This window comes from Antrihabitans auranticaus (assembly GCF_016481275.1).
GTDB lineage: Bacteria > Actinomycetota > Actinomycetes > Mycobacteriales > Mycobacteriaceae > Antrihabitans.
On the sequence record NZ_JAEMNW010000014.1, the window covers coordinates 46,015 to 71,043 of the forward strand.

The 25,029-nt window shown below is 61.5% G+C and carries 17 protein-coding genes and 1 pseudogene; 2 read left to right on the forward strand and 16 right to left on the reverse strand.

The window, feature by feature from the left end; translation table 11 throughout:
• Positions 1-100 precede the first annotated feature (100 nt).
• Positions 101-1,582 (forward strand): DNA phosphorothioation-associated putative methyltransferase, encoded by a 1,482-nt coding sequence (locus tag JGU72_RS29595; RefSeq protein ID WP_267909307.1) that lies wholly within the window; start codon positions 101-103, stop codon positions 1,580-1,582.
• On the opposite strand, the gene JGU72_RS29600 is transcribed toward JGU72_RS29595, so the two are convergent.
• The 4 genes from JGU72_RS29600 to JGU72_RS29615 form a co-directional block, all read right to left on the reverse strand.
• Positions 1,577-2,419 carry a phosphoadenosine phosphosulfate reductase family protein gene (locus JGU72_RS29600; protein ID WP_199687886.1) on the reverse strand — a complete coding sequence of 281 codons (843 nt, stop codon included), beginning with the start codon at positions 2,417-2,419 and terminating at the stop codon, positions 1,577-1,579. The genes JGU72_RS29595 and JGU72_RS29600 overlap by 6 nt on opposite strands.
• Entirely contained in the window at positions 2,412-5,807 is a 3,396-nt protein-coding gene (locus JGU72_RS29605) for a hypothetical protein (protein WP_199687887.1), read from the reverse strand. Before JGU72_RS29605 ends, JGU72_RS29600 begins: the two co-directional genes overlap by 8 nt.
• 79 nt (positions 5,808-5,886) lie before the next feature.
• A complete protein-coding gene (locus JGU72_RS29610; protein WP_199687888.1) occupies positions 5,887-7,029 on the reverse strand; it encodes a DUF4007 family protein in 1,143 nt (380 codons plus the stop codon).
• Between the two features lie 2 nt (positions 7,030-7,031).
• The gene (locus JGU72_RS29615) at positions 7,032-8,168 is read right to left on the reverse strand and encodes a cysteine desulfurase family protein (protein WP_199687889.1); all 1,137 of its coding nucleotides are present in this window, start codon (positions 8,166-8,168) and stop codon (positions 7,032-7,034) included.
• 227 nt (positions 8,169-8,395) lie between these two features.
• Between JGU72_RS29615 and JGU72_RS29620 the strand changes: the two genes are divergently transcribed.
• Positions 8,396-8,584, forward strand: coding sequence for a hypothetical protein (locus tag JGU72_RS29620; RefSeq protein WP_199687890.1), 189 nt, complete (start codon positions 8,396-8,398; stop codon positions 8,582-8,584).
• A gap of 145 nt (positions 8,585-8,729) precedes the next feature.
• Here JGU72_RS29620 and JGU72_RS29625 read toward each other — a convergent pair whose 3' ends face one another.
• From JGU72_RS29625 to JGU72_RS29685, 12 genes and pseudogenes are all read right to left on the reverse strand, one after another.
• A complete protein-coding gene (locus tag JGU72_RS29625) occupies positions 8,730-9,323 on the reverse strand; it encodes a hypothetical protein (protein WP_199687891.1) in 594 nt (197 codons plus the stop codon).
• A gap of 470 nt (positions 9,324-9,793) precedes the next feature.
• Positions 9,794-11,035, reverse strand: coding sequence for a bifunctional 3,4-dihydroxy-2-butanone-4-phosphate synthase/GTP cyclohydrolase II (locus JGU72_RS29630; protein WP_199687892.1), 1,242 nt, complete (start codon positions 11,033-11,035; stop codon positions 9,794-9,796).
• Positions 11,036-11,044: 9 nt separating this feature from the next.
• Positions 11,045-12,226: a thiolase family protein gene (locus tag JGU72_RS29635; RefSeq protein ID WP_199687904.1), complete on the reverse strand. Its 1,182-nt coding sequence runs from the start codon at positions 12,224-12,226 to the stop codon at positions 11,045-11,047.
• Complete coding sequence (locus tag JGU72_RS29640) at positions 12,223-13,683, reverse strand: aldehyde dehydrogenase family protein (protein WP_199687893.1); 1,461 nt, start codon at positions 13,681-13,683, stop codon at positions 12,223-12,225. Before JGU72_RS29640 ends, JGU72_RS29635 begins: the two co-directional genes overlap by 4 nt.
• A 27-nt stretch (positions 13,684-13,710) precedes the next feature.
• On the reverse strand, positions 13,711-14,835 hold the full coding sequence (locus tag JGU72_RS29645; RefSeq protein WP_199687894.1) for an LLM class flavin-dependent oxidoreductase: 1,125 nt from the start codon (positions 14,833-14,835) through the stop codon (positions 13,711-13,713).
• An 82-nt stretch (positions 14,836-14,917) separates the two neighbouring features.
• The gene (locus JGU72_RS29650) at positions 14,918-16,423 is read right to left on the reverse strand and encodes a GMC family oxidoreductase (RefSeq protein WP_199687895.1); all 1,506 of its coding nucleotides are present in this window, start codon (positions 16,421-16,423) and stop codon (positions 14,918-14,920) included.
• A 130-nt stretch (positions 16,424-16,553) separates the two neighbouring features.
• Positions 16,554-19,010 carry an ATP-binding protein gene (locus tag JGU72_RS29655; RefSeq protein ID WP_199687896.1) on the reverse strand — a complete coding sequence of 819 codons (2,457 nt, stop codon included), beginning with the start codon at positions 19,008-19,010 and terminating at the stop codon, positions 16,554-16,556.
• 10 nt (positions 19,011-19,020) lie between these two features.
• On the reverse strand, positions 19,021-20,511 hold the full coding sequence (locus JGU72_RS29660) for an aldehyde dehydrogenase family protein (RefSeq protein WP_199687897.1): 1,491 nt from the start codon (positions 20,509-20,511) through the stop codon (positions 19,021-19,023).
• Entirely contained in the window at positions 20,508-21,587 is a 1,080-nt protein-coding gene (locus tag JGU72_RS29665) for an LLM class flavin-dependent oxidoreductase (protein WP_199687898.1), read from the reverse strand. The genes JGU72_RS29660 and JGU72_RS29665 overlap by 4 nt, the downstream gene beginning before the upstream one ends.
• A gap of 40 nt (positions 21,588-21,627) precedes the next feature.
• A complete protein-coding gene (locus JGU72_RS29670; protein WP_199687899.1) occupies positions 21,628-22,998 on the reverse strand; it encodes an ammonium transporter in 1,371 nt (456 codons plus the stop codon).
• Positions 22,999-23,026: 28 nt separating this feature from the next.
• A complete protein-coding gene (locus JGU72_RS29680; protein ID WP_233533214.1) occupies positions 23,027-24,616 on the reverse strand; it encodes an LLM class flavin-dependent oxidoreductase in 1,590 nt (529 codons plus the stop codon).
• A gap of 253 nt (positions 24,617-24,869) precedes the next feature.
• Positions 24,870-25,029, reverse strand: a pseudogene (locus JGU72_RS29685) (IS30 family transposase); the annotation flags it as partial.

The following is a 25,029-nucleotide window of genomic DNA, read 5'->3' on the forward strand; positions in this document are numbered from 1 at the left end:
GGCGAGTCTATGGCATGTCGAACATGCGCGGCACCGCGACACAGTTGACTGCTCGATCTACAATCCCAGAATGCCCGTCGGTGCCCCCTCACGGTCCGCAATGACCGCCATCCGGCGGGTCGAGCTATCTAGGCCTATGAAGCTCGCGATCGAGTCGGACGTTATTCGTGACTTTGACGACGTTTTTGATTACGGCTGTGGCCGCGGTAGCGACATCGACTTCCTCAGACTCATGGGATACACAGCAGATGGCTGGGATCCGCACCATCGTCCGGGCGCCGAGCTTTGTGAGGCGGCGGTCGTCAATCTTGGATACGTCATCAATGTCATCGAACTACCCAGCGAACGAGTCAGCACACTGAAAAAGGCATTTGAACTGGCTAAGCGCGCGCTCGTAGTCTCCGTTAGAACCACTCACGAGGCGAAGTTCTTAGCCAGTGCCACCGTTCACGAAGATGGGATCCTCACTGGTACCGACACTTTCCAGCGATTCTTCAGCCAGGCAGAGGCAAGGACGCTTATCGAAGACACCCTAACCACTCAGTGCACTCCGCTTGCACCAGGAGTCTTTGTTGTCTTTCGCGATGAGGGCGCCGAGCAGGAGTGGCTCGACCAGCGTTCGATGATTAGCCGGCGGGTTCGACGACTGCGCAGGATCACCGAACCGAAGATGTCGATTCGTGACAAGGCTTACGAAACTCACCGCGACATTTTGCGTCCTCTCGAAGAGTTTGTTGCGATTCGAGGAAGGTTGCCATCGCCCGGCGAAGTAGATTGGCAGGAGTCACTTCTCAATTCCTTTGGCTCTACCGCGAAGGCATTTCAAATCATTCGGCACGTGGCAAATGACACATGGTGGGAGGACGCAGCGGAGGATCGGCGCCAGGAGCTTTTGGTGCGATTCGCACTGCAGCGGATACGTCGCATGCCAAAATTCGGTGCTCTCCCGGTAGACTTGCGAATTGATGTGAAAGAACTATTCGGCAGCTATAAAGCCGCCGTTGCAGAAGCCGAAGGTCTTCTATTCTCCTTAGGGTCGCCCGAGACCGTAAGGTCGGCCGCAGCTGTTAGTACCATTGGTAAGCGCACGCCCGATGCCTTCTACGCGCACGTGACCGCAATCGAACTGCTACCACCAATATTGCGCGTATTCATCGGCGCCGCGGAAACCCTGATCGGTGAAGTCCAGGACGCAACCCTAGTAAAAGTTCATTTCGACAAACCAAGGGTCTCGTGGCTGAAGTATCCCGACTTTGACCGAGATCCTCACCCGGCGCTGGCTGAATCATGGGTCGTCGACTTCCGACACCTTGACGTTCGTCCATGTGACTACCGCGAAAGAGACAATCCACCGATCCTCCACCGCAAGGAGCTATTTGTCGCTTCCGACGATCCGCGCCATCAACGATTCAAGCGACTCAGCGATCAAGAAGAACGACATGGCTTACTCGATGAATCTCACTTAATAGGAACTCGCAAGCAATGGCAGGCTCGCCTCGCAGAGAGGAGCTGGAGTTTCAAAGGGGCCCGGTTAGTCAGAGCCGACTCGGCGACCGGCGCAACCGGCACGGTTGACTCATAAAGCACACACAGCGCAAGGCATCGTGTCGTCGTCTTCGTCCAAAGCCACAAAAAGCGGCAGATTTCGCCGGGATTTCTTTGCTCGCTCGAGAGCAGCGTTGTGTTGCGTCATAATTTCACTACGCCTCGCTAGCAGCTCGTCGAGCGTCTCGCCCTGCGACCACGTGTATGCCCTGCCCTTCATTCCGAAATCTACATATGATGCGTCGCCATCGACACCCGCCTCGGAGAGGACTTTCATTTCAATCTGACGTGCTCGATCGAACAACTCGGGGTGCCGGTCCGCAAGCCCTACCCATTCCGCTTTCCTTTGATAAAAGCAGAAGTAACATCCAGATCGAGTCCGCCATTCATAATATTCGGGGAGACCAATTCCAGCATCGTCGAGTATCTTGTTCACTCCATCGATATCAATCCCGGCGTGAATGAACGGGAACTCCGTCGTTATGTTTGGCTTCGTGGAGATATAACCCTTACGATTCGCCTCGTCTGCACGAATCGCCACATAGGACACCGCTGGGTCGTCTCCGATCCACTGCTCAAGCGGTTTGATCTTCAAGTTCTTGGTGCACCAACGCATCTGGGGAGACGGAAGCGCACCTCGAAACACCTCGAACCAGTGATCAAAACCGCGCTCAGCGTTTAGGCGGGTGACCTTTCGTCCGAGCACGCCTTCGAGCTTGTTCAAGTAGGTGTAAGTCTCAGGAAGTTCAGCGCCTGTGTCGCAGAAGAAGTATTCGATGTCGAGATCGGGGCGAGTCTGCCGAAGGTACACCGCCAGAGCCGACGAGTCTTTGCCTCCAGAGATCCCGCAGATGTGCCTCGTCTGATCAGCCATATGCCTTCCCCTTTTCTTGCTTCGGCGCCTTCGACTCAGAAGCTTGGTCGCTCCCAAGTTCGCGGGCAGCAATGCCGGCAAGCAGAAGCTGTACGGGATCTCCTGCGAGCTCGGACAATGCCTCTATCGCATTGTGCACTACGACACTGACAGATCGTTGTTGCTCAGAGCTGAGGGTGACAGTGCGGTCAGTCGTCACACCATCCGCGGACGTCAGTGTTACAGCAAAAGCGGAGAAACTCTGGTCGCCCATGGCGTAGGAAGCCTTGGCACGTGCCAGGTCGGCGATACGTCGAAATGCACGTGCAGTTTCCTCTATCTCCGCCAGATAGCGATGGACCGCGTTGTCGTCCCAATCCAATGGAGAGTACCCGGTAACAGACGTCGCGATCTGCAGTCCCAGTTCCACTGGGTTGGACGGATTCATTAGACATGCCTGAATAAACGACCTCACCGACTGCGGAACCGCGTCGATCATCGCGAGCGATTCAGCGATTGACTCCATGGACCGTAATTCAGCCTTGTCGGACACCTTCTGTCCGTTGGATGCGAGTGGAACTACGGCCGCGGCCGCACAATCGAAAACCCTGCGTGAGAGTGTGTCGTTTGCGGATGTTATGACCACAAGCGCATCGATGAACCGGCCAACCAATTCGTCGATGACGCTTTGCGGAAGTTGGCTATTTCCAGCTTCCAACGGCGGTAATCCAAACGCCGCTGGGAGAGCGTCGAACAAGAGGACGTCGGGCTCGCGTGCATTCACGACAACGTCTCGAACTGCGACAGCGTCCCGCCGGACAGAATCAGCATCTTGCGCAGAAGCGGCAAAGGTTCGGGTCTTCTCCACGTAACGAGAGTGTGCACCGCGATACAGCGCCGCGATGCGCTGAACAGCTGAAAGTAGCGTCACTTGCGAAGGGGGCTCCCCCATCCCTCTCTCATCCAATACTCGGTGCAGTGCGCGGATGAATTGCCATCGCACTCCGCGACGCGTGATTCCGATTGACTTGACTGAGTAATTTCGCGGATTACGCACAAGTCGCTCGATGACTGGCGCCGTGATCCGCGACACGAAAGTGCCGTGTTCGTAGATCGCAAGATTTGGAGCCTCAACCACCAGCATCGCGGTAAGTAGTAGTGAGGCCGTGCCTTCTCGAAGGCCGAATGGCGGTGACATCATTATCGTGAGTAGGTGCTCGGCGGTGACGGCAGACTCAAGGTTTGTCAGCTCTGCTAGTGTCTCGTCCCAAACTCGTCTCCAGTCGCTGACAGACGGCGCTTGAATCTGTCCACGATTCATATCGTGAATCCCAGAGTCGAGGATCACGGCACGGTACATCGCCGCCTCTGGGCCATCACCTACCATCCCAAATTGGGGCGTGGAATGTCGGCTCACATCCACTAATCCTTCAATTACCAGCCTGCGCGCACGCGCACCAGTACTAGTCAACTCCGATCGATTGATTGCTTCGTATGAAACGGTGGAGGGTCCGGCTGAATATGCCTGATCCAAAACCTCAGACAGTCTTGACGTTGATACGCCATCGATGAGAGGAACTTTTGGACCCTCAGCGGGGTTGAGCCAAGTCCAGCTCGCAGTTACGTCGAATGCGACTGATATCGCGTGGTCAAGGCTGATGCGCGCATAGGCGATTCTTTCGGCGAGCTCTCGCTTCGCCGCGGCATCATCGCGCGCTAGTCTTACATCTTCCGCGACTTCTAGAAGCGCTCCGAGCTCCACCGACGCGGCAATGGTGGCCCCGAGATCAACGGGATCAATCACAACGACCGGGACACGTTGATCACCGTCGACCTGAAGGTCAGCCGGCTCAAGGCGATAAACAAGAACTGCATCGCAAACAGACCTGGGGCTCGGCGCCGCTATACGATGCGTCTCAAAGTCACCATATGTGCACTCGAACGCTCGGATTGTTCCCGTCTTCGTCGAATGGCGGGCTGCGACGACCGGTTTCATTGGACGAACATCGGCGAGCAGAGAGGCCAACGAACGACCTGCAACTGACCGCCGCGCCCCTTCAAGCGCACGGTTAATATCGAAGTCTGAGCCGCGCCAAATGCGGTACTCGTGCGCGTAGTCGCGATGTGTGATCAAGCTCATCGAACTCAACTCTGCTAATCGCGTCGCTACCGCAACCACATTCTCCGTTCCGGCTTGGCCATCCGCTGACGCAAAGCCGACAAGTTCCTCTGACGCGCGAAGCATGCCAGTTGCCGACACCAGATTCAGCGTTCCCACTGTCTTGAGCACACGCATCTGTGCATCCGTCAAGCCAGACGCATCTCGAATAGCAGTGGATACCTCTGTCCACCGCCCTGACTCGGCAGACGTGGCAAGGAAGTTTCCGGCTGACTCCACGAAGTAGTCGTATATCTGGTCGACCCTCACCCAGGGTAAGTCTTCAATCGAATCGACATGGCTCAGCCACGTCTTCACTGAAAGTGGTTCGGCCGACGCCAGAAATGAGAATAGGGTCCGCTCGTTTTGCCCATATCGCGCGCATAGCTCTGGTAGCGCCAACAGAACCACAGGATGCAGAGGCCAGCAGTGTCCAAGCAGCGTCTCAGATGCGACCTCTGGCAATCCGACTGAGGCAGCGTCCGCCGCAGCACGCGCGGCCGCAAGAATTCTCGCCTCGTCGAAATTCTCGTCATCGCCTTGATTCAAAGCCGATGCAATCAAACTTCTTGTGGCACTCGCCGAGTCAACATAAGGGATGTCTTCGAACCTTCCCTGCACCTTCGCCCACTCACGTCGTTGCGCAAGACTGGCGGAAGCGGCATACGCCTCAAAGGCAAGGTGCTGAATAGTCACCACAATTAATGTGGAGTGGTTCGATCTGTCGCTGGCCCACTCCGCAAGCTCCTGTAACAAATAAATGTCTGTGTCTGAGCCGGATGCACCGTATGCCTCAAGGTTCTTGCCAAACTCGTCTATCACGAGCAGGAGCGGGCGGATCGACGTGATTTTTCGGATAAGTTCGCGTATCTCGTGATACGACGGAGTGGCCAACCTCGGGTCAAGGGCCCGGTCTAGAGCAGCCTCGACCTCTTCCGTGAGTGGTTTCTGTGCCAAGTATTCTGCAGCCGTTCGGAGCGCACGCAGCACCGTGGTCGCTATCGCCTCCCGCTGCGGAGTTGTGACGATTCCCCGCACGAACCCATCGCGCCCGGCGTGAGCAGCTGCGCGCGCAGCCTTGAGACCATCTGCCGTTTCCGGATCATGCTCGCGAAGAAGCCTGACTGCGGCCTTGTACGTTGGGGAACTGGAACCAGAGCAGAGAGCATCCAGAAAAACAGCGAGCGAAGACTTGCCCGAGCCATACGGCCCGGTGATTGAAAACGCTCGCGAACCGTCCCCTGATTCCATGCCACGGACGACACGGCGCACTACGTCGAGTGCTCTGGCCGTCGGCAGATAGCCATCGAGCGCTGACGGCCCAGACGAATCAAGTCTGACTGACCGAGCGAACCGACCCCGCACCTGTGTCGGAACTGCCATCGCTAATACCCTCGCATTCAGTAATTACTTGGGAGCTAATGTCGAACCTTCGAGTAGCGGCGCCTGCAGCCCGGCCACTCTCATAGTGACGAAAGAGGATCTCCGACGCGATCTCTCGCATAGGCATCTCGGACCGAATAGCGAGTACCGGCGATGAACCCGCAGTCCGCATTTGGATCAAATCCGGGTACGCGGAGGCAGCGGCCTCAAGTAGTTCCCCAAATTCACGCTCAGACAGCTTGAACGCCCGACCAGGACCACCGACCTCGGAGGCAAGGGTGGACACCAGCGCAGTCTTCGCTGTTGCGCTAGTTGTCGACAGGAAATCGAGACTCGCGAATGCGACAACGGCAGCCGTCAAACCGGGTTTTCGTCCAACAGCAAACCGGTAGCGCCCGCCTACATCGCTGATCAGAGTCAACGGAACCATCGGGGCATCGACGTCGTCCTCTGACTTGTCTGCTTTTCTAATTCCCGCGGCGCCTGCGTATGCCCGCAACAGCGCGAGTACGTCCTTCTTGACGGTCGTAGCAGCAGGCGCCGTGGGGTTATTCCAGGCCGCCGTCGCTTCGATCTGCGCCATCACGTGGTCTGTCAACGACTCCACAGTGAAGACGACCGGCGAGAACGTATTGAAAGCCGTCCACCAAACGGGGAGCTTTCCCTTGGGAGACAACATCATCCAGTGTATTAACCACCAGGAATCGAGTTGCTCAAGGTAAGGGTCGAGACCTTCTACGTCAGCGAATGCCGGCATGAACGCGTGCAGGCTGTCGGAGTAACTCTGCTCGCCGACCGTAGGCAGACCGGATAGCAACGCCATTCCAAACCGAGTCGGACGCATCATGGTTCGCCGCGAGTTCTCCGGATCCGGGACTTCGGCCATTAGCCGCGTAGCGGATAACCAGAAACGTATCGACTTCGCCATGTTCTTGCCAACACCGAGGCGATGATGCGCGTCGTCGAGATAAAAGAGCCGCGGATCTACAACCGAATGATCGAAGCCGCGTTTCAACCACCCGTATCGGATTGTGAACGTTTCGTGACGGCCGAACGCAGCCTCGATGCTGTCCTTGATCGCAATCGCCATAGCTAAACGCTCCAGTCGGTGAGGTCGCGCACTCGGACAGCCGCCGCGACAAGGTCTTTCGCTGCCGATCTGACGTCATCCCAAGTGGTATCAGCGCCCACCGACAATCGAATCGATTCCTCGGCGTGAACAGGAGAAAGCCCCATGGCTGTAAGAACGTGGGACGGCGTTGGAACTGCAGACGTACATGCGGATCCTGACGAAAACGCGACAGAAGGGCAGTTGACGATCAACGCGTCGGCGTCAACGCCCGGGATACGGATGTTCAACGTGTTCGGCAATCGCGGCGCCGTTCCCCCATTCACCGGGCAGGGTCCCAATGAACCTTCAAGATCACGACGAAGTTGGTCACGCATGGCAGCAATTTGTGTGGAACCGCTTGCCAACGACTCGCTTGCCAGTGCGCTGGCCACCCCGAACCCAACGATTCCGGGAGCGTTCAGTGTGCCCGAACGCCACCCTCCCTGGTGACCTCCACCGTGGATGAGCGGCGCAGGCGAACTGCCCGTAGGAACCACTAACGCGCCGATTCCAGGGGGGCCGTAGAACTTGTGCGCCGAGATCGCCGCGTAGTCCACGTCCCAGGCGGCGAGATCGATCCCAATCTTTCCAACCTGCTGGGTGGCGTCACAAACTACTACGCCGCCTCGTTCGTGGACAACCCCGGCCAGAGTTGCAATGTCGTTCAAGACTCCAGTTTCGTTATTTGCTGCCATCACAGCGAGCGCGAAAGGACGATCAGGTATCGCAGCTTCCACGGCCTCAGTCGTTACGACTCCAGAGGAATCAACGTCGACCCATGTCACTGGAACACCTACGGCGGCCAGACGGTCCGAGGTATCCAAAACGGCCTTGTGCTCGGTGCGCGGTACCAGGAGGTGGCGATGCGTCCGTGCGACCGCGTGTAATGCGGTATTCAGTGCTTCGGTCGAGCCCGACGTCCATACCAATCGGGAGGGTCGTACGCCGATCAGACTCGCCACGCGGGCTCGCGCTTGATCAATTTCTCCAAGTGCCGCGCGACCCACGACGTGGCTCGACGCAGGGTTGCCATACCCGCTGCCCATCATCTCGACGACAGCAGCCACCACCGCACGAGCAGGACGCGTTGTCGCGTTGTTGTCGAGGTACACGGTCACGACTTGACCCTATTCACTGCAACATCGAGTGCGAACACCGACACGCACGTTCGGGCCATGTGACGATCGCCGCTAGGTCCTAACGTTGTTATCCGCGAGAATGCATATGAGCCCGACAGGCCCGTCTGGCGAACCAACTCCTGACTAGGCACATGCAATCATAACGATGCCAATGAGAATCCTAGTATCGGTCTAGCGGGCGGCCGCACCGAACGCGAGGAGATCAGATGAAGGACGACCGCGCCGCGAGGCGCACGCAGCTGGAGGGTACGTGGGCCAGGTACTACCCGCAACCACTCGCCAACTTGATTGCAGTCGTGGGGGAACCATTCGACAACGACGACTTGACGCTGGCGGCACAAACTGTGGTGGAACAGGGACGGCCCGCCGCAAGGTTCGGCAACTGTTTTCGCTAGGTCACGGGGCTCCATCGGGCGGCGAGATCAAAGCCCCTTTTCGTGAGATAGCGCGAAAATTGCTCGCCACACTCAACGCCGATACAGGAGCCTCTCTACCGTCGGCACGTCTCGCGCTGGCGCAGCTTGGCGATGTCGCACCAACTCATGGCCGGCCGGAGCCCCGCATCGAGGAACTCGCCGTACCAGGGGCAGCCAAAGCTCTCAGTGAAGAAGTGCCGTTCGCGATGTGGCGTTGAATCAGCGAGCCGCGGTCTGTCCGCCATACAGGCTGCCAGACGCGTGAAGGAAGGTACGTGAACCAGTTCTTGATCCCGCTCCAGATCATGGGTGGATCCTCGACCGTGTAGACCCGAGCAGCGGCCAATAGTTGCCGCATGTGCTCGATCGCCGGCCATTGCTGCTGCCCTTCACATTCGCGGTAGATCCTGCCAAGAAGTCGTTGCCGAAGAACAAACCCGACGTAATCACGAAAGTCATCGGCAGACATCCCGGGTGGTGCGGGGAGAGCTTCGACGCCGGACCTGTAGTCGCCTCTGTCGAGATTGCTGAGAGTGCCGAGATAACAATCAACGACACGGGCCGGGACGGTCGTACTCGGGATCCAGTGAGCAGACACCCCATACGCCGTCTGAGGGTCGGGCACGATCGATGGCGGCAACTTGGAAACATAGTCGACAAGTTCCAGTGCGAAACTGCGGTCAGTCGTTAACGCGAACGCTTCAATAACGTCGAACAATCGCCTGATTTCCGTCGCGATGGTGATCCGCTGTACGGAAACCCGCCCTGGTTGCCGACCGGTAGCAGTTTGGCCAACGGATCGTCCCTAATTTCGCCGGTCATGCCACCAAGATAACGACGCTCCAAATACAGATCGGTGGTCGATAAATCAGTAAAAGGACAGCAAAGTCCCCATCAGTCAAAGTATTTCACCCGCAACCATAGCCACCATTTCCCGCACTGATCGACTGGCAGTGAGGCTGAGCCTAGCCAACGCGAACCGCGTAATGGCGAACATCCGTGAGCTGCCGCAACAGATTGCAACCGATCAACTGGCGGCTCCCGCAATTTTCGAGTCTGCCCATAGCACTCGGACAGCCCGCGGTCCCTTTGCCCAACAACGGTCCAGAACGACTCTAGGCACCGGATTCTGACGTGGAAACCCGGTGCGGCCAGATCCCCTGGCCGCACCGGGGTTTGGGAGCCCGGTCAAAACCGGGCAGTAATACGCGAACGCAGGTCAGGAATCTCATGGCCCATGCGTTCACGCTTGGTGTGGAGATATCCCTCGTTGTGACCGTTGGGCAAGGGCGTCAACCCAACGCGGGCGGCCACCTGAATTCCCATGTCCGCCAGCGAACCAACCTTCGCCGGATTGTTCGTCAACAACCGCACCGCCGAGACGCCGAGATCGCGCAAAATATGCGCCGCCGCACCATAATGCCGCGAATCAACAGGTAATCCGAGCTCGAGATTCGCATCGACCGTGTCACGGCCGGCGTCCTGCAAACCGTACGCCTGCAGCTTCGCCGCCAACCCGATCCCGCGACCTTCGTGGCCGCGCAGGTAGATGACCACTCCCCTGCCCTCCATCGCGATCCGCTCCATCGCCTCGGTCAACTGCGCCCCGCAATCACACCGGCACGAACCGAACACGTCGCCAGTCAAGCACTCCGAATGCACCCGCGTCAGCACAGGCGCACCACCCGAGATATCGCCATGGACTAGTGCTATGTGCTCCGCACCATCAACAGCACCTCGATACCCGTACGCCTTGAAATCGCATGTCTTCGTTGGCAAGTACGTCTCGGCCACCCGCTCGACCAGAACCTCGTGCCGCTGCCGATACTGCACCAATGCCTCAATCGAAATCATCGCCAGCCCGTGCTCATCGGCGAACCGCCGTAGTTCTGGGGCGCGCTTCATCGAACCGTCGTCGTTGACAAGTTCGACGAGCACCCCCGCCGGCCGTAGACCTGCCAACCGAGCCAAGTCGACCGCAGCCTCGGTGTGACCACGCCGCACCAGCACGCCGCCATCCCGATACCGCAGCGGGAACACATGACCTGGCCGGGTCAGGTCCCCTGGCACTGCACAAACATCAGCGAGCACCCGAGCCGTCCGCGCCCGGTCCGCCGCCGAAATTCCCGTGCTCACGCCGACACGGGCGTCCACCGAGACGGTGTACGCCGTCCGCAACTTGTCCTGGTTGTGCGGCGTCATCAGTGGAATGTCCAGCCGATCGAGGATCTCCCCCGTCATCGGTACGCAAATCACCCCACTCGAATGCCGGATCGTGAACGCCATCAACTCCGGCGTCGCCATCTCCGCCGCGAAAATGATGTCGCCTTCGTTCTCGCGATTCTCATCGTCGACCACGACAACTGCTTTACCAGCAGCGATGTCGGCGATCGCCCGCACCACGCTGTCCAGACGGACCATCCCGCTCATCACAACTCCTTACCGATCTCTCTCCAACACAAGGGCATTCGCCATTCCCCCGGCCTCGCACACCGTCTGCAACCCCAGCCGGTGGTCGGCGTCCTCCATCGCATGCAGCATCGTCGTCAGCAGCCGGCACCCCGTCGCGCCCAGCGGATGCCCGAGCGCGATCGCTCCCCCACGCGGGTTCAGCCGTTCGCTGTCCGCTCCAAGCTCGATCTGCCACGCCAGCGGAACCGACGCGAACGCCTCGTTGACCTCGAAGTGGTCGATCTGCTCGATGCTCAACCCAGTGCGCTTCAGGATCTCTCGTGTCGCGGCGATCGGCGCCGTCAGCATCAGCAACGGGTCGTCGCCGCACGCATAGAACCCACGAAACCGCGCCCGCGCCTTCCATCCCATACGGTCAGCAGCCCGCTCACTCGCGATCAGCACGGCACTCGCACCGTCCGTCAACTGCGACGAGTTCGCCGGCGTGATCTGCCAGTCAAGCTCTGGAAACCGTTCCGCATAGTCGTCAGTCCGAAAAGAGGGCCGCAACCCACCGATCGAGTCTGCGCTGGTGCCGGGACGAATTGTCTCGTCCCGCTCCACAACTCCGCCCGGCACACGAATCGGCACAATCTCCCGCTCGAACGCACCCGACGAGTTCGCCGCATGAGCCAGCTCGTGCGACCGAGCCGCGAACTCGTCCAGCTGCCTCCGCCCGATGCCACATCGCTGCGCGACGAGTTCTGCCGCGACACCCTGCGGCAGCAGCCCCGGCGCGTACCGCTCCTGCACCGACGGACCGTAGACGTCGGCACCCTGCCGATTCGACCCCATCGGCACTCGGCTCATCGACTCGACGCCCGCCGCGATGACGATGTCGTACGACCCCGCCATCACACCCTGAGCCGCGAATTGCACTGCCTGCTGGCCCGATCCACACTTGCGCTCGATCGTGACCGACGGAACGTGCTCCGGCAGACCCGCCGCCAACCACGCCATCCGGCCGATGTTGCCCGACTGCTCAGAGGATTGCGTCACGCAACCGACCAGGAGGTCCTCGACGTCACCCGGGTCCACGCCCGACCGCTCGACCAGCGCCGAAACCACCTGCGCCAGAAGCTCGACGGGATGCAGCTCCGCCAACGCCCCGCCCGGTCGGCCACGACCCATCGGCGACCGCACCGCATCGATGACGAGCGCGGGGCTCACCACCGCGATACCACCAACTTCTGATCGGTGAAGAACGCCAACGGCGCATCACCGCACACGTGCATGTCACCGTAGAACGACGCGCCGTACCCACCCATCGTGACGTTGGCCGGCGGCGCCGGGAACGAGTTGATACCGACGTTGCCGGCCCGGACCCGTCGCTCGAACGCAGCAGCGACCTCACCTGATCGCGTGAAAATCGATGCGGCGTTGCCGAATTCGGTGTCGTTCGACAGCTCGATCGCGTCGTCGAACGTCTCGACACGATGGACGTTGATCACCGGACCGAACAGCTCCCGCCTCTCGACCTCGTTCGCCGGATCGAGGCCTGTCACGACGGTGGGCCCGATGAAGTACCCCTTCTCCGTCTCGGCCCCGCCGGACGGCTTCACTGTCCGGCCATCGAGAGCGAATGTCGCACCGAGCTTCTCAGCCTCCGCCAACGCTTCGAGGATTCGCTCCTTGCTCGCCACGCTCACGACGGGACCCATCGTGACGCCTTCGTCCAAACCGTTGCCGACCACGATCTGGTTGGCCAGGGCCACAACGCGTTCCACCAGATCGTCGTAGATGTCACCGATGACCACGACCCTGCTGCCGGCCAGGCAACGCTGCCCCGCCATTCCGTACGACGAAGAGATAATGCCCGCGGCTGCCTTGTCCAGATCCGCATCGGGGGCAACAACTATCGGGTTCTTCGCACCGCCGTTAGCTTGCACGCGCTTCCCGGCCGCCGACGCCGCCTCGTAGATCGCCTTCGCCGTCGGCGACGAGGTAATGCACGACACTGCCGCCACCGCCGGGTGCGAGATCAGGTGCTTCACCACATCTGCGCGTCCGTGCACGAGGTTCAGCACACCGGCCGGCAGACCTGCCTGCTGCAGCAACCGAATCGCAGCGGTCGACGCGATCGGATCCTGCTCTGACGCCTTGATGATCAGTGCGTTACCAGTGACGAGCGCCCACGCCGAGAACTGCACGGTGTTCATCACCGGGAAGTTCGACGGCGTCACCGCGACGCACACTCCCAGCGGCTCGCGGACACGGCGGGCATCCAGTCCTGTTGTGACGTTGATGCTTTGGCCGTGATACAGCATCGGCGCTGCGATCGCGGTTTCGAGGAAATCGAGCGCCCGCGCGACCTCGCCGCGCGCTTCGTCGATCGTCTTGCCCTGGTCGAGCGTGATTGTGCGCGCCAGATCCTCGGTGTTCTCTTCGAGGATTGCCTTCATCCGGTAGAGGAATCGCACCCGTTCGCCGAGGGGTCGGGAACCCCAGTCGACGAATGCGCGCGACGCAGCAGCGACGGCAGCTTCGGCGTCGTCGACAGTCGCGGGCACGAGGTCCGTGATCTTCTCGCCCGTCGCGGGGTTGAAGACCTCGATGACATCGCTTCCGGTTCCCGGCGCCCATGTGCCGTCGATCAAATTCGCTGCGGTCAAATCCAATTCAGTCATGTCAAAACCTCTTTCTCGAATGTCGTTTCAGGACAGGGCTTGTAGTTCGCGCGCATCGGCGCCGTGCCGCACACCGATATCGCCGCCCACGTTGTGCGCCCGCAAGCGCGGAAGAACCTCCGAAGCAAGAAGATCGAAGTTGCGCCGAGCGACGTCAGGTGCCATCCCGCCGAACGACGGTGCGAGAAGGACGGCACCGGCGTCCAGGCGCTCGACGTATTCGAGAACGCGCGCCACCACCTGATCCGGCGTACCCCACACCTGGAGGTCCGCGAGGAAGTCGCAGAAGCCGTCGACGCCGTGCTTCTCGATATTGCGGCTCAGGCCGGCGTAGTACTCATAGCCTTCGATCTTGGCGAACCCGACGTTGTCGAACTCGTAGTGCTGCACAGTCGATTCGGCGTACCGCCGCAGGTAGACCTCGCGCATCTGCTGCGCCTCGGCCTCCGTCTCACCGACGCCGACGAACACGCAGAGCACAGGCTTCGCCGGCTCCTCACCGTTGATCTCGAGGTACCGGGACCGGTACTCCTTCATCTCGGCTTCCGCTTTGTCCCAGGGCTTTTGGGCGATGACCATCAGCCCGGCTTGCAAGCCGGCCATCAGATCGATGGATTGCGGTGATACCGCCGAGGCGAATGTCCGACCACGAAACGACGCGTACGGCGCCGGACGCAGTTCCATTGCGGGCTGCTTGTAGAGCTCGCCGTCATACTCCATGACACCCGATTCGAAACCCTTCAGGATCGCCTCGGCATACTCCGCGAATAGCTTTCGCGAATGGCCCATCTCGACCCGGAACCCGTCGAACTCCACGCGACCGAGCCCGCGCCCGATACCCACAATCGCCCGTCCCTCCGACAGGTGATCCAACAGGCAGAAGCTCTCAGCGACTCGGATCGGGTCCTGCCACGGCAGGACGGCCACCATCGTGCCGAGCTTGATCCTGGATGTCTTCGCGGCCAACCACGAAAGGAACTGCGGGACATCGGGAGTCATGCCGTACGCGGTGAAGTGATGTTCGGGCGTCCACACCGAATCGAAGCCGACCTCCTCGGCACGCAGAGCCAAGTTCAGCTCATGCCTGAAGGCTTCTTCGTCGGACAGTTTGCCGTCCAGATTCTGGAATACGAGAGTCAACCCTGTGTGCATATCTACTCCTTCGATCTAGCCGTTCCGACTAGTTGGTATTTAGAGGACCTGACGGGACGTCGAGCGACCCGCAGATCAGTTGTCAGTTCATCCCGCGTAGCAGGTCAGCAGCCTTTTCGCCGATCATCACCGTCGCTGCGTTCGTGTTCGCCGAGACGATGCTCGGCATCACGGATGCGTCCGCGACCCGCAACCCGTCCACACCGTTCACGCGCAGCTGCGGATCGACGACGGCCGCTGCGTCCGCACCCATCCGGCACGTACCGGACAAATGGAAGAAGCTGCTGACGGCGTCGCGGACCGTCTGCTCCAGTTGTGGCCGGTCGAGCTGCAGCAAATCCGTTGTCTCACAGACTCCGCCCCACTCGTCGAACGCGCCCGACTTCGCCAGCACGTCCACCGCTTCGATGCCCAGGATGAGCTGATCCATGTCGTAGTCGTCCGTCAGATAGCGCGGATCGATCAGCGGCGGGACCGTCGGGTCGGCGGACGCGAGGCGAATCGTGCCGCGACTCCGTGGACGCATGTGCCCGATCCCGAACGTGAAGCCGTTAGGAACGGGTTCCTGCCACGGCAAGTGGTAGTCCACCTGGATTTGGACAATCTGCAACTCCGGCCGAGTCTGCGCCGCAGCGGTTTTCATGAACAGCGTCGATTCGGCGTAGTTTCCGCTCGGCGGGGGCAGCGGGCGTTCGGCGCGCATACGGATACCCGCGAGCAGGATGTGGTCTTGCAGGTTGCGGCCGACCTCAACAGAATCGATAACCGGCGCAATCCCCAGCGCGGCGAGTTCACCCGCGGGCCCGATCCCGGCGAGCATCAGCAGTCGCGGCGTGTCCACCGCTCCAGCGCACAGAACCACCTCGCTCGCAACCGAATCCGTGATCGACCGGCCGTCCCATTCGTACTGAACACCGGAGCAGCGATCGCCGGCCAGGACGAGCCGGGAAACAAGCGCGCCAGTCCGCACCGTCAGGTTCGGGCGGTCGAGCGCCGGCCGCAGGTACGCGGTCGCGGTGCTCTGCCGTCGACCGTCGTTGATCAGCAGATCGTGGCAGCCGGCGCCGAGCAGCTCCGGTCCGTTGAGGTCCTGCGCGACAACGTGGCCGACTGCCCGCGCCGCCTCGACATGGGCGAGCGACAGCGGATGTGGAGACTCGATCGGCCTGGGCGCGAGCGGTCCCCCGCGACCACGAAACTGCGGGTCGCCGTGCGGAACATCCTCGGACCGTGTGAAATACGGCAGTACCGCGTCGAAGTCCCAGCCGGCCGCTGCCCAACCGTCGTAGTCGAGCTTGTGGCCGCGCAGATGCGCCATGACGTTGATAGACCCGGATCCTCCGAGAACGCGACCACGTGTCGCCGGCACCGTCCGGCCCAGAGCCTCCTGCGTGACCGTCGCGTAGCCCCAATCGGCATCGCTGCCGGCCAAACTGGGCCACGCGCCCGGCGCCTCTACGTCGGCGCGCCGGTCGGTCCCACCGGCTTCGAGCAGAAGAACGTTGACGGCAGGATCTTCGGTGAGCCTGGCTGCCACAACACATCCGGCGGTTCCGCCGCCGACGACGATGAAGTCGTACGTTGTCATTGGAAGCATCCTTGTCTCTACATACTATCCAGCCGGTATGTTGCGATCTACATCGACGCTACGGCTGAAGCTTGCTACCAGGCAATTAGTGTTACTACGTATTTCTGGCCATCCCAGGTGGTACGTAGTGCTACGGTTTTCCCGACCCTCGCCCAGTCACCCAGGCAGCAATCTGAGTGCGATTTGCAAGCCCCAGCTTGGACATGATCCGGTCGACGTGTTTTTCCGCCGTGCGCACCGAAATCACCAAGGACGCAGCAATTTCCCGGTTGGTGAGCCCCTTGGACACGAGCTCACCGACCTCCTGTTCCCGCTTGGTCAACGGATCGAGCTGATCGTCCTGCTGGTCCGGCGGCGGCTCCGGTATCTCGCGAAGGGCGAACGCAACTGCCGCATCTGCGGCCATCGCGGCACCAGCGCCATAGGCGACGCGAAAACTGCGCTCCGACGCCCGGCGCCGGACGGTGTCCTCCCATTGCTGGTGAAAGGCCCACAACCGCTGTATCCCCTCGAGCGGCATACCGACCTGGCGCAGGAGGGCGTCGGCGGCGCCGAGCAATCGCGCTGCACGATCGACGTCACCCTCTGACGCGGCGATCCACGACATACCCTCCAGACATACTGCAATGCCCAGTTGGTCTCCCAATTGCCTTTTCAGACGCAGGCTTTCGCGCTCCAACTCGAGAGCCGCGGGGATGTCGCCCTGCCGCCACTTGTCGATCCCGTACGCCCACAACGAGAATGAACGCCACCACGTTTCACCCATTGCGGTCGTGAGGTCATTACATCGGCGATGCCAGACCGCCGCGCTCTCGGTCTCCCCCGAAAAGCTCAGCGCGAGACCGACCTCGAACGTCGAGTGAATCTCGCCGTTCCGATGGCCCAACTTCGCGAACGTCGAGACCGCTTCCTCGACCCGTTCGACCGCGAACGGTAGGTCCCCGCGAAACAGCGCGCTCAGCCCCCACGTCTGTGCCACGAAAGCCGCGAGGACCGCGTCACCCGAATGGGTAGCGACCTCGTCGGCTTGCTCGAGCAATGCCGGAACCACGTCCTGATCACCCTGCAACACGGCTAGCCAGGCGCTGAACCGCAGACCCCGGCCCCGGTCGACCGTCGGCTCGAGCGCTGACGCGCTGAGCTCGTCCAACCACTGCCGGGCCTCCGCAAGAAAACCCCTTGCCAACCAATAGTTTTCGATCGACCAGACGAGCCGCAACCCGCTCTGCGCGTCGTGCACCAAGCACGAGTTGAGTGCAGTGCGCAGATTCGCATGTTCCCAGCGCAATCGCTCTAGCCACTGCGCCTGACGCGGACCCGACCAGTCTTCGTCGACACGGACCGCGAGCGCGACGAACCACTGGCGATGCCGTCGACCCAACTCGGCCGACTCGGCCTCGTCGAGTCGATCCGCTCCGTATTGCCGAATCGTCTCGAGCATTTGGTAGCGCGGTTCGCGCGCGTCATGGACACGGGTAAGGATCGATTTGTCCACCAGCCCCGACACCAGATCGAGCACAGCCTCACGCTCGATCGCGCCGCCCGACGCAACAGACTCTGCGGCCTCGAGCCCGAATCCGCCTGTGAAGACTGCCAATCGACTCCACAGCACCTGTTCTTCGGGCGAACAGAGATCGAACGTCCAGTCGATCGACGCACGCAATGTCTGGTGCCGTGCCGGTGCCGTGCGGCTGCCGTGGGTGAGGAGGCGGTAGCGATCTCCCATCCGGGCCAGGAGTTCGGACAACGGCAACACCCGAAGCCGAACTGCCGCAAGCTCGATCGCGAGCGGTATTCCGTCCAGAAGCCGGCATAGTTCGACGACCTGCGATTCCGATTCGGCAGTCAACTCGAAGCCGGGCAGCGCTGCTGCTGCCCGGTCGACGAACAGGCTCACGGCTTCACTCTCCGCGATGGCGGCCCTGCTCAGCGTGCCGCTCGGGTCCGGTGTGGACAGCGGCGGAACCGACACCGACGATTCGCCGTCGATGTTCAACGCCTGCCGACTGGTCGCCAGGATCCGCAGCCGCGGACACGATCGCAACAACGCATCGGCAAGTGTTGCCGCAGCATCGACCAGGTGCTCGCAATTGTCGAAGACCAGCAGCATCTGCCGCTCGCGCAGATGGTCGACGAGCGTGTCCAACTGCCACCGCGACGACGTCTCGCGAATGCCGACCGCCGCATTGACCGTGTGACCCAGCAGCGCGGGATCCTGAACGTCGGCGAGCGCCACCACCCGGACACCCTCGTCGAACGCGCGCGACACGTCTCTGGCCAGCTGGAATGCGAGCCGGGTCTTGCCAACACCGCCGGTACCGGTCAGCGTGACGAGCCGCGCACGTTCGAGTGCGTGCCGCGCGAGCGCCAACTCGTGGCGGCGGCCGATGAACCGCGTCAGCTCCAACGGCAGATCACCGGGATCTCCGCTGGCGACGCCTTCGCCGGGTAGGGGCAGGACCACTCCCGTAGTCTCCCCCACCCCGCGCTGCGCCGCGATGACCGGGCGGAATGAGGACGGCACATCCTCGTCACGCTCGACGCGTGCGGTTGCCTCGCCGCTCACGAGTTCAGGCCGCCAGGTCATCATCGCTGCCTCAGAGACCGATCACGACGGTCTTGAGTTCGAGAAACTCATCGAGGCTTTCCTTGCATGTTTCCCGACCCCAACCCGATTGCTTGTAGCCACCGAACGGCAGCGCTGCATCGACGGCCTGATAGCAGTTCACCCAGACTTGGCCGGACTCGATCGAACTCGCGAGCCGGTGCGCGCGACTGAGATCCCGCGTCCAGACTCCCGCGCCGAGGCCGAACTCCGAATCGTTGGCAAGGCCGAGGACCTCTTCCTCAGTGTCGAACGGGACGACCGACAACACGGGTCCGAAGATCTCCTCCCGCATCAGCCGGGACCGCCCTTGGACATTCGTCAACACGGTCGGCTCGACGAAGAAGCCCGCCTCGCCGTGCCGCCCGCCACCGGCGGCTATGTCGACGCCTTCGTCACGCCCGAGGTCGAGGTAGCCGAGCACCTTGTCCCGATGTTCTGCAGAGATCAGCGGACCCATCTCGCTGGACGGATCAAGACCCGGGCCTACCTTGATGCTGCGGGCTCGTTCCGCCAAACCGGCGACGACGTCGTCGTACACCCCGCGTTGCGCATACAAGCGCGAACCGGCGACGCAACTTTCACCCTGACAGGCGAAGATAGCCAGCGCCGACGACGGAATTGCTTTGTCGAGGTCGGCGTCGTCGAAGATCATGTTGGGCGACTTGCCACCCAACTCCAGCGAGACCCGCTTCAGCGTCCCGGTTGCGGCCCGCGCGATTGCCTTACCCGTGGGTCCGGATCCGGTGAAGCTGATCTTGTTCACGCCCGGGTGCCGCACCAACGCCGCACCGACCGTCTCGCCGTAGCCGGTGACGTAGTTGAAGACACCCTCCGGAATCCCTGCTTCGAGAACAAGATTGGCGAGTAGTGCCATCGACAACGGCGTCTGCTCGGCAGGCTTCACGACGATCGTGTTTCCCGTGGCGAGTGCAGGCGCGAGTTTCTTGACGGCCATCATCAGCGGCAAGTTCCACGGCACGATCGCAGCGACCACACCTACGGGCTCGCGCAGGGTGTAGGCGTGATAGGGCCCGCCGAAGTTCGTCGGGAACGACACCGGAATGGTGTCACCCGTGATCTTGGTCGGCCAGCCCGCGTAGTACCGCAGGATGTCGATCGAGAACGCGACGTCGACGTAGCGCGCCTCCATGATCGGCATGCCGGCGTCGAGTGACTCGAGCTCGGCCAATTCCTGTGCGCGCGACTCGATCAGGTCGGCGAGGCGCCAGATCAGCTTGCCGCGCTCCTGGGGAGTGATCCGACTCCACGGACCGCGCAGCGCCGCACGCGCGGCCGCAACCGCGCGGTCGACGTCCTCGAAGTCGCCGGCGGGAACCTCCGCGATGACCAGGCCGGTCGCCGGATCCTCGACCGGAATCGTCTTGCCCGAGGTGGCCGAGACCCACTCGGAACCGATCAGCATCTTGTGCGAATTCCGAACCTGCGCCTGGAGGTCTCCGGAGAGCAGTGTGGTGGTCATGCCGACACCGCAAGCTTCGACGCCGTGAAGTTCTTCATCAGCGGGAACACTTCGCTGCCCATGCGTTTGATGTCCTCGACGTAGTCCGGGAAGATCAACATGTAACCGGCGACGTCGACTTCGGCCCACTCATCCAGTTGGCGCGCAATGCTTTCCGGTGAACCGGTGATGAAGTCGGTCGACATCTGCACGGCGCCCTTCTGATCCATGCTGGCGAGGAGCTCGGACGTGCCGCCCTGCGCCGTGTCGGTCACCGCACCGCTGACCATGTATTCGATCGCGGCGAAGTCGGCGTGGTCGACGTAGTTCTGCAGCTTCGCCTCCGCTTCTTCGTCGGAATCGGCAATGACGACACCGAGCGCGACATACGGCTTGATTGCGCGGTTCGCCTCCTCCATCTGCTCGTTGAACCGGTCCACGACCTGCCCGAGCGCGTCCTTGCCACCCAGTGCCAGGCGGAAGGCGTAGTCGGCATAACGCGTCGTGAACTTGATCGCGTCGTCGGACGCACCGGCACAGACGATGTTCATGTGATGCGGCGGCTTCGGTCCCATCCGGAGGTCCTCGTACTGGAAGTACTCGCCCTGGAAGTTGGTGACGCCGTTCTCCCACAGCTCACGCACGACTTGGCAGTACTCGCCGGCGTACTTCCAGCGGTAGCTGTTGTATTCGTAGCCCGGCCACACCTTCATGACTTCGAGTTCCCTTGGGTGCCAACCACCGGGCACGATGTTCAGCGAGAAACGGCCGTCGCTGATGGAGTCGATGGTCATCGCCATCCGCGCGGCGATCGCGGGGTGGATGGCCAGGATGTTCACCGAACCGATGAGCTTCATCGTCGTGGTGTCGCGAGCCAGGGCGGCCATTTGAGTCATCGACTCCAATGCGTCGTCCCAGAATCCCGTCGTACCACCGTGGCCGCGTAGGCACGACAGCGACAGTGCGAACGAGAAGCCGTTCTCTTCGCCTGTCTGGATGATTTCCCGCATGTGGGAGTAGGTCGGCGAGTATTGGGGCGCGGTCTCGGACATAATGTAGCCGTTCCGCGCGCTGGGAATGAAGATCCCGAATTCCATTGCAAGAGTTCCTATCTGTGAGTATTGAAGGACCGCGAGTTCAGCGGACCAGGGAGACTGCGATCGGCTCGTCGTCGCGCCGGACTTCCGTACGCTCCGGATAGGCGGTGAGACCGATGACCACGCGGTCCAGTTGTCCGTCGAGTCCGTCGTCGACCCGCTTGTCCCTGAGACCGACCGTTTTCTCGACCGCCGTCACGACGATCAACGCCGAGACCAGTCCGAGAGCGAGGAAGACCCCCACACCGATGAGTTGCTGCACAACTCCGATGGACGCGTGCTGGAACGCGTAGTCACCCTCGAGCCCGAAGAACCCGCCCTGCTTGACACCACTCGCGAAGACCGCGGTCATGAGGGCGCTGTAGATCCCCGGGCCGAGCGTGAGCGGCACGACCTTGGGATCGTCGAGCCCGAGCCGGTTCATCACCTTGTAGCCACCGAGCACGACCAGCGGCGCGAAAAGCGCTGTGACACCTGCCTGCCACGGCTTGACGACGTCGATCAGACCGGCAACACCGATCCAGCCGCTGACCGGCGCAATGAGGAAGAAGTACGGATTCTTGCTCACCTTCCACGTGACGAGACCGCCGAGCGCCGATGCCGCGAAAGCCATCATGAGGTTGGTGACGATAAGCCCCATACCCGACTCGTTGAGCGTGATCCCGAAGTAGCCGACGTCAGGTACCAGGAACCCGTTGACGAGCACGTAGCCGCAGATTCCGGCGAGAAAAAGAACCATGCCGACGACGGTGTAGACGAGGTTGTGCGGTGCAGGCGGCGTGCCGCTGAAGACGCCCACTCGGGGCTTTGCGCGCCACACCAGAACGAGTGCCCAACACCCCAGCAGGATGTAGAAGAACGACCCACCGAAGTCGTGTGTGCCCGCGTTCGAGAGCGGTCCGACCGGTCCGTAGACGAGGTAGCCGCCGAACGGAATTACCAGAGCACCGAAGACCAGCGCCACCACTGCCAACGACGTCGTCTTGACGCGTTCGATCACGGCGCCCGCGAGCAGCGCGGCGAGGAAAGCAGCGAACACGATGAAAATCGCAAAGAACGCGTGGTAGGAGTCAGCGCCGGGAACGACTGCGGGATCGAGGTTTTGGGGCAGAGTATTGATGTTCGATCCGCCGAGCCACCAGCTCTCGATGGCCTTGCTCAAGCCGTTCGGGACACCGAAGGCTTGGTTGAACTGCCAGTCCCAGATCGCGAACCCGATGACCGACATACCGGCCGCAGCCACGAAGGCGGCAACCAGTTTCTGGACCATGGTGTGCATGACATTGCCCGGTCGGCTCAGGCCGGCATCGAACAGAATCACACCTACCAGAGCGAGCATGATCGCGATCACGCCGACGATGTACAGAATCGTCGTCAGCTGCGCCGCGATGGAGACTTGATCTTCGAACATGGTGACCTTTCACATGGCTGGGTAGTGGCTAGTGCTTCGGCCGGCGAGCGATGACGTCGATCTCGACTCGGCAATCGCCGGCAATGCCGACCACGAACGTCGTGCGCGCAGGAAACGGTCCGGGCGCGAAGACCTCGGTGTAGGCCTCCCAGAACTCCTTGCGATACGAGTCGTCGCTCAGGTAGCAGGTGGTCTTGACGACGTCCCGCAGGGTGCAGCCGGCAGCCTCGAGCAGACCCTGGATCTCTTCCAGCGCGATCTTCGTCTCGGCGGCGATCGAGTCGGCTTCTGGCTTACGCCTTACCGTTTCGAGGTCGAGCGCCATGCCGCCCGCGAAGACGAAGTCCTCGGTTGCGACGCCGGGAGTCATGCCGTACCGCGGGTAGGGCAGGTTCCATGGGTTCAAGTATTCGGGCACAGTTGTTCTCTCTCTTCGAATTCGGGGGCAGCCGACTTTGACGGCCGAGCTGTCGAGCTTGCGCACTTCGGGCATGACTTCACGAGCGAAAAGCTCGAGCGAGCGATCGACGTCCGCGGCACCGACGCCGGGAAAGCCCATCTGCAGCAACCAATGCTGAATTCCGTGCGACTCGGTCATCCAGCTCATCCGCTCGATGACGGAGTCCGGCGAACCGATCATCAGGTGGTCGCGCTCCATGAGGAACTCCCACGGGTCCATCTCGCGGTAGCGCGGATCGTTGGGATCCTCGTCGGCGTCGAGCCACACACCGATGCCACGGACCTTGCACAGGAATTCGAAGAATTCCACGATTCCTGGCTCGGCGATCCGGCGGGCTTCCTCGTCCGTCTCGGCGACGCAGCAGAGGCGCAGAACGCCGCAGCCTTCGCCCAGTGGCGGTGTGACGCCAGTGGTTTCGCCAACTTCGGCCCGGTAGTTCTCGAAGAGGTTCCGCAGGACGCCGCCCGTCGGGTACCAGGTGATGGGGCGCAGGTTCTTCTGGGCGGCGCCGACGAAGCCGCCCATCGACTCGGTCACCGCGAACTGCGGTGGTGTCGGCTGCTGAAATGGCTTGGGCGTCATACCGAATGCGACAAGGTTGCCGTCCTCACCGACCCAGCCGTCGGGCATCGGTGCGCCGGGCGAATGAATGAACTTCGTTCCGGGCTCAGGGAAGATGTGACGTTTGCCCACCCAGCTGAACTGATCCTCGGTCCAGATCTTGCGGACGATCGCCAGGTTCTCCTCGAAGATCTCCTGGCTGTTGTCCGAGCCGTTCCAGCGGCTTGCGGCTGGGTTGAGGTTCATGACCTCGATCGGCAAGATTCCGCGACCGAACGCGACGTCGAGCCGGCCGTCGCTGAAGTGGTCCAGGAGTGCGAGGTCCTCGGCGACCCGAAGCGGATGCCACAGGGTGAGCGACACGGCCGCCATGCCGAAACGTAGGCGCTCGGTGCGGGCGGCGAGGTCCGTGGCGAGCATGATCGGATTGGGGCTCGCGTCGCTACCGTCGACGTCGAAATGATGCTCGCCCAACCAGATTCGGTCGTAGCCGAGCTCCTCCGCCATAGCGGTGTGCCTGCGCGTCTCCAACATGACGTCGTACCAAGTTTGCTTGCCCGACCGATTGGTCAATGCGTACAGGAGGTCCAATTCCATGGTTTCTCCGCGATTCTTTCTCGAGTGGCAACCGTCACACCAGAATCCACGTGCGGGAGAACCGGCACGAGCAGGGAACTACGTATTCACTACGTATTCGAGGGCTCTACGTGGGCAAATGCCTGTGCGCGGTGAGCGGGTTCGACTGATGGCTCTTCGTTCGTCGCACCCCTTCTCGGGGTGAGATACGCCGGGTGGGACGAGGGCTGACGCCTCCGTCGCACTCCCCCTCCGGATCCGCACCGGGGCGGATTCAAGCGGTGGTTGCAACAGCGGGTGGATTTGGTGGGTTGGACAGTAGCTCGTCGAGGACTTCGGCCGGCTTTTTCCAGCCGAGAGTTTTGCGGGGGCGGTTGTTGAGTTGCGCGGCGACGTAGTCGAGGTAGTCGGCGGGGAAGACGGAGAGGTCTTGG

Coding starts and splice junctions, on each gene's coding strand:
- JGU72_RS29645 (WP_199687894.1), bottom strand. CDS start 14,835: ATGCACACAGGGTTGACTCTCGTATTCCAGAATCTGGACGGCAAACTG.
- JGU72_RS29650 (WP_199687895.1), bottom strand. CDS start 16,423: ATGACAACGTACGACTTCATCGTCGTCGGCGGCGGAACCGCCGGATGT.
- JGU72_RS29640 (WP_199687893.1), bottom strand. CDS start 13,683: ATGACTGAATTGGATTTGACCGCAGCGAATTTGATCGACGGCACATGG.
- JGU72_RS29605 (WP_199687887.1), bottom strand. CDS start 5,807: ATGGAATCAGGGGACGGTTCGCGAGCGTTTTCAATCACCGGGCCGTAT.
- JGU72_RS29655 (WP_199687896.1), bottom strand. CDS start 19,010: ATGACCTGGCGGCCTGAACTCGTGAGCGGCGAGGCAACCGCACGCGTC.
- JGU72_RS29610 (WP_199687888.1), bottom strand. CDS start 7,029: ATGGCGATTGCGATCAAGGACAGCATCGAGGCTGCGTTCGGCCGTCAC.
- JGU72_RS29670 (WP_199687899.1), bottom strand. CDS start 22,998: ATGTTCGAAGATCAAGTCTCCATCGCGGCGCAGCTGACGACGATTCTG.
- JGU72_RS29620 (WP_199687890.1), top strand. CDS start 8,396: ATGAAGGACGACCGCGCCGCGAGGCGCACGCAGCTGGAGGGTACGTGG.
- JGU72_RS29665 (WP_199687898.1), bottom strand. CDS start 21,587: ATGGAATTCGGGATCTTCATTCCCAGCGCGCGGAACGGCTACATTATG.
- JGU72_RS29595 (WP_267909307.1), top strand. CDS start 101: ATGACCGCCATCCGGCGGGTCGAGCTATCTAGGCCTATGAAGCTCGCG.
- JGU72_RS29680 (WP_233533214.1), bottom strand. CDS start 24,616: ATGGAATTGGACCTCCTGTACGCATTGACCAATCGGTCGGGCAAGCAA.
- JGU72_RS29600 (WP_199687886.1), bottom strand. CDS start 2,419: ATGGCTGATCAGACGAGGCACATCTGCGGGATCTCTGGAGGCAAAGAC.
- JGU72_RS29630 (WP_199687892.1), bottom strand. CDS start 11,035: ATGAGCGGGATGGTCCGTCTGGACAGCGTGGTGCGGGCGATCGCCGAC.
- JGU72_RS29660 (WP_199687897.1), bottom strand. CDS start 20,511: ATGACCACCACACTGCTCTCCGGAGACCTCCAGGCGCAGGTTCGGAAT.